The following is a 12,361-nucleotide window of genomic DNA, read 5'->3' on the forward strand; positions in this document are numbered from 1 at the left end:
AACTTACTTCAAGAAGGCCGTCCCGTCATACGGAGCGGAAAGTCCGTCATGCCGAGCGGAGCCGAGGCATCTCGCGTGCGGCAGTAACTCAATCGTAGCAACGAAGCGAGCGAGGTGCCTCGGCTCCGTTCGGCATGACAATTTTATTTTACACCTAATTGAGTTGGCTTAGCTCTTTTTGCCTGTTGCCTTTTTCACTGGCTTGGCGGGAGCAGCACTGGCTTTCTTGGCGGTCATCGGGAAGCCTCGCTCCTTCATCAGCGCGTCGATTTTGGGGTCGCGGCCGCGGAAGTTGCGGTAGGCCTGGGCCGGGTCCACGGTGTTGCCGATGGAGAAGATGTTCCTGGTCAGGCGCTGGCCCACGGCTTTGTCGTAGGGACCGCCGGCTTCGGTGAAGGCGCTGTAGGCATCGGCCGCCAGCACTACCGACCACAGGTAGCTATAGTAGCCCGCCGAATAGCCGTCAGACGAGAAGACGTGCGAGAACTGCGGCGTGCGGTGGCGCATCACAATTTCGCGGGGCATGCCGAGCTGGGCCAGGGTTTCGCGCTCAAACTTATCGGCGTCGATTTTCTGGTCGCCGGCCAGGTGCAGCTTCATGTCGATGAGGGCGCTGGCCAGGAATTCGGTGGTGGCAAAGCCCTCATTGAACGTCGAAGCCTTCTCGATGCGGTCGACCAGCGCCTGCGGTATGGGCTTGCCAGTCTGGTAATGCACCGCAAACTTTTGCAGCACTTGGGGCGTGGGCAGCCAGTTTTCGAGCACCTGCGAGGGGAATTCCACGTAGTCGCGCACGACGCTGGTGCCGGAAAGCGACGGGTAGGTCACGTTCGACGACAGGCCGTGCAGGGCGTGGCCGAACTCGTGAAACAGCGTGGTGGCGTCGGTCCAGGAGATGAGCGTGGGCTCGCCTTCCTTGCCTTTCACGAAGTTGGAATTGTTAGAAACAATGGTTGTCACGGGCTTGCCGTCCATGCGCTCCTGGTTGCGGTAGGCATTCATCCAGGCGCCGGAGCGCTTGCCGGGCCGGGCGTAGGGGTCGAAGTACCACAGGCCCACGTGCTGGCCGGTGGTCTTGTCCTTCACCTCCCACACCTTCACGTCGGGGTGGTACACGGGCACGCTGGTGATGGGGCTGAAGTTGAAGTTGAACAGCTCGCCGGCCACCCAGAACATGCCTTCGCGCATCTTGTCGAGCTGCAGGTACTGCTTCACCTCGTTCTGGTCGAGGTCGTAGCGGGCTTTGCGCACTTTCTCGGCGTAGTAGCGGTAGTCCCAGGGCTCGATTTTGAAATCGGCGCCGGCGCCTTCTTTGCGGGCCAGGGCCTGCATGTCGGCTACTTCTTCCTTCACGCGGGCCACGGCGGGCGTCCACACCTGCTCCATCAGTTTCATGGCGGCCTCGGGCGTTTTGGCCATGGTGTTGTCGAGGCGCCAGTGGGCGTGGGTTTTGTAGCCCAGCAGTTTGGCGCGCTCGGCCCGCAGCTGCAGAATGTCAGTGATAATGGCGTTGTTGTCGTGCGCGCCGCCGTTATCGCCGCGGTTGTAGTACATGCGCCAGGCCTTCTCACGCAGCTTGCGCTGGTCGGAGTAAGTCAGGAACGGCTCGATGCTGGAGCGGGTGTTGGTGATGGCGCCGGCTCCAGTCAGTTTGCGCGAGGCTACCGCGGCGGCGGCATCGGCTTGCAGCGAGGCGGGCAGGCCCGCCAGGTCAGCGGTGGTTTTCAGCACCAGCACCGAGTCGGTTTCATCGGCCAGCACGTTCTGGCTGAACTTGGTGAACAGGCCCGCCAGCTGCTGGTTGATTTCCGACAACCGCGTTTTGGCTTTGGCGTCGAGCTTGGCGCCGGCGCGCACCAGGTTGTTGTAGTACAGCCAGGAGAGGCGTTGCTGCTCGGGCGTGAGCTTCTGCTTTTCGGGCGAGTTGTACACCGCCTCCACGCGCTTAAACAGAGCTTCGTTCTGGTTAATCTTATCGGAAAAAGCAGCCATGCGCGGCGACATCTCGCGCTCAATGGCCTGAACTTCGGGGCTGCTCAGCGTGCCCGACCAGATGCCGTACACCGTCCGGGTTTCATCGAGCCGCTGGCCGGCCCGCTCCAGCGCAACGATGGTGTTTTCAAAGGTGGCCGCCTCCTTGTTGTTGGCAATGGCATCGATTTCGCGCAGGTTTTCGGCCATGGCCGCTTCCAAAGCCGGCTTGAACTGGTTTACCTGCACCTTGTCGAAGGGCGGCACGCCGCCGTAGGGGCCAGCCCAGGACGCTAGCAGCGGATTGGAGTTGGCTGAAGCAGTGGCCGCGTTCCCGGCCGGGCTGTTTTGGGCGTGGCTTGGCGTTGCGGTCATGGTTGCAGCAAGGCTAAGGGTGATAAAAGCACTGGACAAGACAATTTTGCCAGCGGAAAACTTGGGTTGAGACATGCGCAGTTTTCTGAAGTGGGAATTCAATGGTGTGACAAAGATTTGCTGATTTTCGCGAAGTAGCCGTTGGCATGATGTAGAGACGCGACACTTGGCTACGCCGACCTTCGGTTCGCGTCTCGGCGTCCGCGCCTTTAGATAATCGTTCACGGTACCGTTCAACGACGAGACGCAATTATGCGTCTCTACATAGTGCGAATCGCCTCACAAGCAGTCGCAGGCCAGTAGTTAGTTCCCGGGCTCCTCGGTGGGCTGCAGCTCCTGCACGTTGGGGTGCTGGTAATTCATTACAATGACCGAGAATGGATGGGGCTCGCCCTCGCGCTTTTCGATGCGGATGGCGCCGGCTTCGCGCAGCTTGTTTAGCTGGTCGCGGCGCTCATAATCGGTCAGTTCGGGCAGCTCATCGGCGAGCAGGCGCATGAAGGGCCCCAGCCACAGCTCGCGCACGCGGCGCTGCTGTTTGGCTTCGAGCTTCTGAAACTCCTTGAGCATGAAGGCCAGCGCTCGAAGCTCGGTATCTTGAGCAAGGCGCTGGCTGGGGGCGAAATCGGTCACTTCGTCGGGCGGGCGGGACGTGGTGGGCCGCCCTGAGGCCGGCACAACGGGGCGCGACGCGCTGCCGGAAGCTTCTGAATCCGTGATTTCTTCTTTGCCAGCACCCTCCGCAGCGGAAGCAGCGCGCCCGGCTTGGGCACCAAACGAAGCGAGGCTTTGCTCGCGCTGGCGGCGCTGGTCGGCGTTGGCACGGGGGCGGTCGGAGCGGCGCTTTTCCAGCTGGGCCACGCTTTCGGGGGCCAGCAGGTCGCGGGCATCAAGGAAATTTTCGGCGCCGATGTTCTGGAGCAAATCGCCGGAAACTGATTCGCGGAAGCCCGCCACCAGCACCTGCCGGGCCTGGCGGCGCAGGTGCTGCAGCAGCGGAATGTAGTCGCGGTCGCCGGCCACCAGCACGAAGGTGCCGATGTCGGGCCGGGTGTACATCACCTCCAGTGCGTCGATGCAGAGCTGCATGTCGGCGGCGTTTTTGTGGTCGGTGCCCAGCACGTTGCGAGTGCTCACGCCCATGAGGTAGAGGGCGCCCTGGGGCGCGGTGGCCAGGCGCTCGAAGTCGGCGTAGGCGTAACTGATTAAGGAATCGAGGCCCTTTTCGTGGAGCTGCTTGCGCAGCGTGCCCACAATGTCGAGCACGTAGTCGTTGAGTTCGGGCGGGTCCTGGAAGTGGTTTTTCAGGAAATAATAGATATTCTCGAAATCAATGAAAATAGCCGCGTACGGCGAGGCAAGAGACTTGGGCGACATGAAACAAACGTAATTAGATTGCACGGAGGGCCTAAAAGCAGCCCTTGTTCCCGATGGTTTACGAGCAGCAGAGGCTATTCGCTGTCTACCTGGTGGGCCGTAACTTGCCGCCTCCCGCCCTTTTCTGCGTTTAATGAACTCACCGGCCCGTTTTCAAAGTATTTTCCTGGTGTTGTCGGGCCTGCTGGCGCTGGCCCCCGCGCCCGCTGCCCACGCCCAGCGCGTGGCCGATGGCGCCCCAGCTACTGACCCGTTTAAGAAGCGCGTGGTGCCGGCGCGGGCAGTGCCGGGCGGGCGGTATAAGTCGCACCAAGTCATTAGAAACGTTGACCTGAAAGCGTACGAAACACGTATTTCATTGGATATTAAAGCTACTGACGGCAGCCATCAACTCATTCAAGCCTGGGCACCAGGGGTAGTTAAAATAACTTACTACCCCCCCGGGAAAACTCCTGTGGCCGTTTCGTCAGTTAGCGTGCCACAAGGACAGGAGGCGGTACATTATGAGACGCATTGCAACCGTGGTTGCGATGGGCCACCCTATCGTGAAGACGTTAAAAAGTATGGAAATGACATCTGCTCGGGGGTTTATAATCTTTCCGACCATGTGCAGTTTATCATTAATTGTCAATCAATCAGAATTAACAAAAAAACGCTAGCTGTTACCGTTGAAGACAATCTTTCAAAAGAAGTCGAAAGTGGTAGCGCAACCATCGGCATTATCCGCCGTGAGCCTCAGAGTCCAACGGCTTTAACTGTTGGAAATACGGCCGTGCGCTTCCACCTCGCGCCGAGCGAACGGCTGTACGGCACCGGCTCCCGCGCCCTGCCCGTAGACCGGCGCGGCTACCGCCTCGAACTCTACAACCAGGCCCACTACGGCTCCCAGAACAACGAGCCTAACCTCAACATCACCCTGCCCACGGTGCTCAGCAGCCGGGGCTACATGCTGTTCTTCGACCACCACGCGCCCGGCTACCTCGACCTGGGCAAAACCGATAAAAACGTACTGGAATATGGTGGCGAGGGTCTGACTTCGCTCAGCTATTTCGTAATAACGGGTCGCAGCCAAGCCGAAATCCTGGAGCGCTACACCGCCCTCACCGGGCGCCAGCCGCTGCCGCCACGCTGGGCGCTGGGGCTCATTCAGAGCCGCTTCGGCTACAAAACCGATACTGAAATGCAGAACGTGGCCAGCCGCATGCGCCGCGAAAACTTCCCGCTCGATGCGCTGGTGCTGGATTTGTACTGGTTTGGAGGCACCACCCGGCAGGGCGATTTCACCTGGGCGCCGCGCCAGTTTCCCGACCCGGCTGGCATGATGAGCAGCCTGAAGCAGCAGGGCATCAAGACCATTCTGATTTCAGAGCCATACGTCATGCGCACCTCGCGCAACGACAGCCTCGTGCGCACCCAGGGCCTGGTGGGCACCACCGCAGCGGGCAAGCCGTTCACGGTGGCTTCGTTCTGGGCCGGGCCGGCCAGTATCCTCGACGTATTCAAGCCCAAAACCCGCACCTGGATGTGGGCCCAATACAAGCGCCTGCATGACCAGGGTGCGGCCGGCTGGTGGAGCGACCTCGGCGAGCCCGAAAACCACCCTGATTCCATGCGCCATGTGAACGGAACCGCCCGGGCCGTGCACAACGCCTACGGCCAAGTGTGGGCCAGCATTTTCCAGGACAACTACGCGAAGGAATACCCCGATGAGCGGGTGTTCAACCTGGCCCGCTCGGGCTGGGCGGGCATGCAGCGCAACTCGGTATTTCCGTGGTCGGGCGACATTCAGCGCTCCTGGAGTGGCTATCAGGCCCAGATTCCGGTGATGGTGGGCATGGGCCAGGGGGGAGTGGGCTACATGCACTCCGATGCCGGCGGCTTCTGCGTGGGCGGCATCGACAGCGAACTATACACCCGCTGGCTGCAGATGGCCAGCCTCTGTCCCATCCTGCGCCCCCACGGCGAGGGCGTGCCGCCCGAGCCGTACTACTATCCCGAACCTTACAAAAGCAGCGTGCGCAACGCGGTGCAGCTGCGGTATCAGCTGCTGCCGTATTTGTACACGTTGGCCTGGCAGAATACGACAACCGGTGCGCCTTTGGCCCGGAGCACTGACTTTGACGACGCTTTCGTAAAGGATTATATAGACAATATGCAAGCGAACGCATTTCCTATATCTGAACCAATAACGCTATCGAAGGAGGAAAAAGAGGCTGGTTTTACTGAGAAGGATATAGATTCAAATTGGGGCAGCCCCAGTGCTGATAAGAGGTACTGGAATCCTAGAACTCAATTACCGCTGAGTACGTCCGAAGCCAAACGCTTGGCTAATGCTAACGACCAATACCTGCTCGGCCCCAACCTGCTGGTGGCGCCCGTGCTTCACCCCAGCCAGCGGCGGCGCAATGTGGAGCTGCCCTGGGGCAACTGGATAGATTTCTACTCCAACCAAACCTACCCCGGCGGGCGCAACGTGGGCGTGACCGCGCCGCTGGCCCATACGCCGCTACTGGTGCGCGCGGGTGCCTTCCTACCCATGACGGCCTACCGGCCCAGCACCGCCCAATACCGGCCCGATACGCTTCTGCTACGCTATTACCCCGACCCCATTAGTTCGAAATCAGAGTTCACGATGTACGACGATGATGGCCACTCGGCCCGCGCTCTGGAGCAAAAGCAGTACGAGACGCTGACCATGAGCGGCACCTACACCCCCACCCAAACCGATGTGGTGTTGAGCAGCAAGGGTAGCTACACCGGGCAGCCAACCTCGCGGCGGGTGCACCTGCTGGTGCAGCGGGTAGCGGCGCCACCCACCGCCATTTATCTGGACAATGAGATGGCCCCGGCCGAGGCAGCCAGTTACAACGCTGCCCGGCAAGAGCTGACCATTCAGTTCACAATGAAGGCCGCCGCAGCAGTAAGCCTGCGCGGCCTGAGAATCGTCGGGGAGTCTGCTGCTGGCCACGACCCCGAAACGTTTACCCTGGAAGCGCCCGACAACCGCTCATTCGGCCCCCGCGGCACTACCCTACGTTACACCCGCCACACCATGGGCGCGGCCCCGGCGCAGCTGATTATCCGCAACGCACAAGGCGGCCTTGTGCGCTCGTTTGAGCTCGATGCCGCCTCCGGCCCCCACGGGCTGCAGTGGGACGGGCTTGACGAGCAGGGCCGGGCCGTAGCACCTGGCGTGTACACGGCCCAAGCCGGCGAGCAGCACCAGCGACTTATTGTAACCCAATAACTTAGAATTAATGCAGCCTTTCGAAAGCGCCCGCCTCCGGTTTCGCCCCTTGCACGAAGACGACACGCCCGGCATGTTTGAGCTGGATTCGGACCCTGCCGTGCACCGCTACCTGGGCGGCATTGGGGGCCAAATGGTCACCGAGTCGGCCCAGAGCCTGGAGGTTATCCGCTACGTGCAGGCCCAGTACGTGAACGGCGGCATTGGCCGCTGGGCCGTGACGCTGCGCACGACCGGCGAATTCATGGGTTGGGCCGGGCTCAAAAAGGTAGCCGGCCCCATAAACGGCCACCACGATTTCTACGATTTGGGCTACCGCTTTATTCCCCGCTATTGGGACCAAGGCTACGGCTTCGAGGCCGCGCAGGCCTGGCTCAATTACGGCTTTCAGCACCTGGCGCTGCCCCGCATCAGCGGGTACGCCGATGCGGAGAACGCCGGCTCGTGCCGCATTCTGGAGAAAATAGGTTTGCGGCGCGCCAATGAGTTTGTGGAAGCGGGCGTGCGCTGCGTGTGGTTTGAGGCCGATAACTTAACGCCTCCCAAGGTCGGCTAACAGACTACCTGCAAATCTCTTAACGATTCGGAAGCGCTTCCGGAGCCTCTGCGTGCGGCTCATTAACCAACCCGTTGATGCGCGCCGTAAGCAAGTGCACGCCGCTCACCCAACCCGTGGCACTTAGCCAGCCCCCCAGCACGTCGGACGGGTAATGCACGCCCAAATACATGCGCGACCAACCCACGCCCAGGGCAAAAAGCGGCCCCAGCACCCAGAGTGCCCAATGCCCCTTGAAATGCCACAGCAGAAATGTCACCGCCACCGCCATGGCAGCCGTGTCCATGGCATGGCCGCTGGGAAAGCTGTAGGTGAGCGCCGGCTTGATGCTGACCCATAAGTCGGGACGGGGGCGGGCGAAGGACGCTTTCAGCACCTGGGTGAGCACCATGCTGCCGCCCACAGACGCGACAAAAATCCAGGCCTGCGTGCCGTGCCGCCGGAGCAGCAGCCCGCCGGCAATCAGGACGCCGAGCGCAATCATGGGGCCGGAGTCGCCGATATTGGCCAAAGCCACGGCCAGCCTGTCTTGCTCGGGCGAGGCATTGCTGTAGAGCAAGCGCAGCACGGTTTTATCCCGAACGAAGCCGCCATCGGTCCACACTTTCTGCGCCAGATACACAAACCCCGCCCACGGCAAGACGAACCCCACCAGCACCACTGCCAATAATTTCTCGCGCCGCCCCAGGCCCTCGCGCACGTTGTTCCAAGACCAATTAACTGACATAGCGAACGGATGAGGTGCAACTACTCGATTGCCAACCTGCTACTCCTGTACGCGTGCGGCCCCGTGGCGTTTGCCCCAGCCATTGCGGTGCCTACCGCGCCATTACATCAAAAGTGACTTGAAAATCATTGCGGACGGCGTAGCTGCCCAAGTTCTGGAAGAAGGAAGTGGAGTTGTAGTTGATTCCAAATTGAGTGCGGTCGATGGTAGCCGTGCCACTCAGGCGCAGGCCCCCACCCGGCACAGCCGCCACGGCGGCCGGAAAAGCCACGGGCTTGGTCTGGCCTTTGAGCGTAAGCGTACCGCGCGCCTGCCCGGCCTTAAACTCGGTGAGCTCGAATACGGCGGTGGGGTACTTTGCAGCGTCAAAAAAATCGGCGCCGCGCAGGTGCTCGGCCAGCTGGGCCTGGTCGTGGCTTATGGTAGCCATGTCAACCACCACGCGGGCGGCGCGCACCGTTTGGCCTTCGGCCACGATGCTGCCCTCGCGCAGGCGGATGGAGCCTTGGGGTGCCCAGGCCCCTACTTCGGCGTGGCCAGTCCAGGTGAGGGAGCTGGCGGCGGGGTCGAGGCGGTAAGTGGTAGGTCCCGAGCGGGTGGCCAGCAACGAGAGCAGCAGTGGAAGAATTAAAAGGTTTTTCATAAAAGAGGCAATAGCGGGTGAGTTTTCGAGGTGCATTTAGCCAGCAGGCTGCCGGCCTGGGGCTTGCTTATTTCGGAGGTTGAGGGTTGGCTTCGGTTTCAATCAGCCCGTAGCCTTTGTAGAGGCGCCCTTGGGCATCCTTGGCGATGATGAACCACAGAGCGTCGCCGCCATACAAGCCCTTGGTGCTGGCAGCGTAGCGGTAGTTGCGCGCAAACGTGTAGGTGACGCCCTGCTTCAGCTGGCCGCCGGGGCAGTTGAACAGCTCGGCGAATTCGGCGGGCGTTTCGCGCAGGTTCGTTTTCCAGCCCGTGGCATCGTACCAGATGTAGCTGCCGCAGCTCACCATTTGCAAGTCGCCGGCTTCGGCTCGGATGGCGGTGCTGTGCTTCCAAACGTAGCCGCCGGGTACGTCCGGGTTGGGCTCGGGGTGGTTGGGGTTGGGCGTGTGCCAGAGCGTGAGGCCTACGGGCAGGCGCCGCAGCTCGTCGGGCAGTACGCGGGTGCGGTCGGTCCAGGGGGTGCTTGGCCGGGCGGCGCCTGGGCTGGTTTGGGCGAGAACTGAAGGCACGGCAAGGGTCAGCACGCACAGGGTCGGTAGCAGGAAGTGGAGCATAGAATGCGGGGTTTGAAGTACGACCCAAAGGTGGCCTTCTCTCCTACCCCCTATCGCCCCAAAACCGGATGTGGGACGTTCCAAAACTGGATTTGGGCCATTTTGCGGGCTTGACACTCCATTTTTAGCTTCGCCCACTTTAGGAATATTGCATCGGATGCTTGCTTTGGCAACTCGGCTTTCCTGGTGAGCTAGCTCAGCTTTGTCCGGGCGTTTCTACCCGATGGTTTCGAGCTCGGGGTTAGCCACTTCGCCGTATGCGGGCTTGGAATCGTGGTGCTCCTATTATTGCTTCCTTCCATCATCTAAACCAAGTCAAAGGCAAATTTTCTTCGTCCTGGATAGCCTCATTGCGCAAGGTCCGACCCGGCCTATTGCCTGCGGCAGGCCAAGAGACTGATGCATTATGGACGCCTCTCCGAAAGCTTCCGGTAGCACCTGGCTCTTAATTGCTTCGGCGCAATCCCTGCCAACTTTAGGGGACCTAACACCCAGCTTCTGCACGCTAAAGCGCAAGAAGACGTCAACTTAGCCCAATGTCAATTAGCATCTGACAAAGTGGGACCATATCAATTATTTTATCAAGCAATTGCTTGAGCTATTGTGCTGCAATTCAATTCATCAGCACTTCTTTCACAGCCGCTAATCTATATTTTAACAAGAATAAATTGCCTCATAAATTGTCTAAGGCAACGATATATACGTTAAATTAATTTTTTCGCAATTCAGAAACGCGGAACACTCTCGAAGCAATTATGGATAGAAATTTTATCCGCTCCCTGCAACTCCCTTTTTTATTACTAGACCTGCTGCTGTTAAATACAATTTTTCTATTCACAAAGCACTACATCACCGACTCAAGCCAAGATGACGTTTTCTCTAATCGCATCTTTTACTGGTTAATAATAAATACGACTTGGCTGGCAGCATCCTGGATTGGGCAGATTTATTCCTACGAACGCCTCGGCACCTTCCACCGGTATTTTAAAGGGACGTATCGGGCCTATTTTGCCTGGACCTTCCTGACACTGGTTGGCACCTTTCTGTTGCGGGAGATACTGCCCTTATCTCGCGTATTCGCGTATTCTACCATAATCATCTTTGCGGGTGCGCTATTGGTGGCGCGGCTGTTCTACCTGGCTATCCACACGTGGGTGCGAGCCAAAGGCGGCCTGCGCCGACGCGTATTGATACTAGGCTACAACAAAGTGGCTGAGAAGCTGGCTACTTACTTGGAGAGCGAAGAACTGAGCGTGCGCATTGAGGGCTTTGTTGACGACCTACGCAAACCAACCAATCACGCTAAATATAAAATATTTCCGGGAATTAAAGACACCCTCGAAATTGCAAGGCAACAAGGCGTTACCGAGATTTATTCGACCATCATGCCCGAAAACAATAGCGCGGTGTACGGCATGATGCAGCAAGCCGACAAGGACTTGATTCGCTTTCGAATTGTGCCCGACTTCTCGTACTTCATCAACCGCCCGGTGCACGTAGACTACCTGTTTGAACTGCCCATTTTATCGGTTCGGAAGGAACCCCTCCAAGAAGTGCTGAACCGCCTTAATAAGCGAGCCTTTGATGTTGTGGTCAGCCTGGGCGTTACGATTCTTATCCTGAGCTGGTTGGTGCCGCTGCTAGGTATAATCATCTACCTGCAATCGCCGGGGCCTGTTTTCTTTGTCCAGAAGCGCAGCGGCCTCGACAACCAGCCTTTCAACTGTTTCAAGTTCCGGAGCATGACGGTAAATAAAGAATCGGATTCGAAACAGGCCACGAAAAACGATGCCCGCGTCACCCGCATTGGCCGCTTCATGCGCAAAACCAGCCTCGATGAGTTTCCGCAGTTTCTAAACGTACTCTTCGGGCAAATGAGCATTGTGGGGCCGCGGCCACACATGCTCAAGCACACCATCGAATACGCATCGATGGAAGACCAATACATGATTCGCCAGTTCCTGAAGCCCGGCATCACGGGTTGGGCCCAGGTAAATGGCTACCGCGGCGAAATCACGGAGCTCCGGCACATACAGAAGCGGGTAGAGTACGACTTGTGGTACCTAGAAAACTGGAGCTTGTCGCTGGACTTGAAAATCATGTTTCTGACGGTTTACAATGTGTTTAAGGGAGAAGAGAATGCCTACTAAGTCACACGCCTAAGTTCTGACGCCATGATTTCGCCCAGCCTGCCCGAGAACGAGTCAGCACGTCTGCAATCGTTGGTTGAGCACCAGTTGCTGGATACTCTGCCCGAGGAGGTCTACGACGACATCACGCGCTTGGCAGCCGAAATCTGCGGTACCCCCATCGCCGCCATCAACCTCGTTGCCAGCAACCGGCTTTGGCCAAAATCAATTGTAGGCTTTCCGGCCGAAAGTTATCCCCGGGACATTTCCTTCTGCGCCCATACCATCCTCAACCCTGGCGAAGTCCTGCTGGTGCCCGATGCGCGCTACGATGAGCGGTTTCATAACAACCCCAACATCACCGGCGACCCAGGTGTCGTTTTTTACGCTGGTGTGCCAGTGCAAGATGCTCAAGGACGGGCCTTGGGCTCGCTATGCGTATGCGACACCCGGCCTCGGGAATTATCGGACCTCAAGCTGGAGTCGCTTAAAGCATTAGCTAAATTGGTGAACACCCATTTTCAGCTACGGCGCACTCAGATGGAACTGGAGAAAGCACACGACCAGGTGCGCGCGGCTCAGCCCATTCTCGATGTCATTGCTATGACAATAGGCTCGCTCCAAGCTGGCTTAGGCGAATTAGAAACCCGTAGTCAATTGCACTCTCTTCAGCAAGAGGCAACTGCCTTGAGGAGTGTATTGACGCTGTCTTCAGAATAG

At 58.9% G+C, this 12,361-nt stretch carries 9 protein-coding genes; 4 read left to right on the forward strand and 5 right to left on the reverse strand.

Annotated elements, in window-relative coordinates:
• Nucleotides 1-168: 168 nt before the first annotated feature.
• Both BMZ66_RS19025 and BMZ66_RS19030 read right to left on the reverse strand, forming a co-directional pair.
• The gene (locus tag BMZ66_RS19025) at nucleotides 169-2,346 is read right to left on the reverse strand and encodes a M3 family metallopeptidase (protein WP_092677278.1); all 2,178 of its coding nucleotides are present in this window, start codon (nucleotides 2,344-2,346) and stop codon (nucleotides 169-171) included.
• Between the two features lie 303 nt (nucleotides 2,347-2,649).
• Nucleotides 2,650-3,723 carry an NYN domain-containing protein gene (locus BMZ66_RS19030; protein ID WP_092677281.1) on the reverse strand — a complete coding sequence of 358 codons (1,074 nt, stop codon included), beginning with the start codon at nucleotides 3,721-3,723 and terminating at the stop codon, nucleotides 2,650-2,652.
• A 133-nt stretch (nucleotides 3,724-3,856) separates the two neighbouring features.
• Between BMZ66_RS19030 and BMZ66_RS19035 the strand changes: the two genes are divergently transcribed.
• Together BMZ66_RS19035 and BMZ66_RS19040 are read left to right on the forward strand one after the other, a co-directional pair.
• Complete coding sequence (locus BMZ66_RS19035; RefSeq protein ID WP_092677283.1) at nucleotides 3,857-6,970, forward strand: TIM-barrel domain-containing protein; 3,114 nt, start codon at nucleotides 3,857-3,859, stop codon at nucleotides 6,968-6,970.
• A 10-nt stretch (nucleotides 6,971-6,980) separates the two neighbouring features.
• Nucleotides 6,981-7,526 carry a GNAT family N-acetyltransferase gene (locus BMZ66_RS19040; protein ID WP_092677285.1) on the forward strand — a complete coding sequence of 182 codons (546 nt, stop codon included), beginning with the start codon at nucleotides 6,981-6,983 and terminating at the stop codon, nucleotides 7,524-7,526.
• Nucleotides 7,527-7,545: 19 nt separating this feature from the next.
• Here BMZ66_RS19040 and BMZ66_RS19045 read toward each other — a convergent pair whose 3' ends face one another.
• From BMZ66_RS19045 to BMZ66_RS19055, 3 genes are all read right to left on the reverse strand, one after another.
• A complete protein-coding gene (locus BMZ66_RS19045; RefSeq protein WP_092677287.1) occupies nucleotides 7,546-8,253 on the reverse strand; it encodes a phosphatase PAP2 family protein in 708 nt (235 codons plus the stop codon).
• Between the two features lie 91 nt (nucleotides 8,254-8,344).
• Nucleotides 8,345-8,896 (reverse strand): YceI family protein, encoded by a 552-nt coding sequence (locus BMZ66_RS19050; protein WP_177204812.1) that lies wholly within the window; start codon nucleotides 8,894-8,896, stop codon nucleotides 8,345-8,347.
• A gap of 67 nt (nucleotides 8,897-8,963) precedes the next feature.
• Nucleotides 8,964-9,512: a hypothetical protein gene (locus BMZ66_RS19055; protein ID WP_092677291.1), complete on the reverse strand. Its 549-nt coding sequence runs from the start codon at nucleotides 9,510-9,512 to the stop codon at nucleotides 8,964-8,966.
• Between the two features lie 755 nt (nucleotides 9,513-10,267).
• On the opposite strand from BMZ66_RS19055, the gene BMZ66_RS19060 reads away from it, so the two are divergent.
• Together BMZ66_RS19060 and BMZ66_RS19065 are read left to right on the forward strand one after the other, a co-directional pair.
• Nucleotides 10,268-11,662 carry an undecaprenyl-phosphate glucose phosphotransferase gene (locus tag BMZ66_RS19060; RefSeq protein WP_092677293.1) on the forward strand — a complete coding sequence of 465 codons (1,395 nt, stop codon included), beginning with the start codon at nucleotides 10,268-10,270 and terminating at the stop codon, nucleotides 11,660-11,662.
• Between the two features lie 24 nt (nucleotides 11,663-11,686).
• The gene (locus BMZ66_RS19065; protein ID WP_092677295.1) at nucleotides 11,687-12,361 is read left to right on the forward strand and encodes a GAF domain-containing protein; all 675 of its coding nucleotides are present in this window, start codon (nucleotides 11,687-11,689) and stop codon (nucleotides 12,359-12,361) included.

This window comes from Hymenobacter arizonensis (assembly GCF_900115775.1).
Lineage (GTDB): Bacteria > Bacteroidota > Bacteroidia > Cytophagales > Hymenobacteraceae > Hymenobacter > Hymenobacter arizonensis.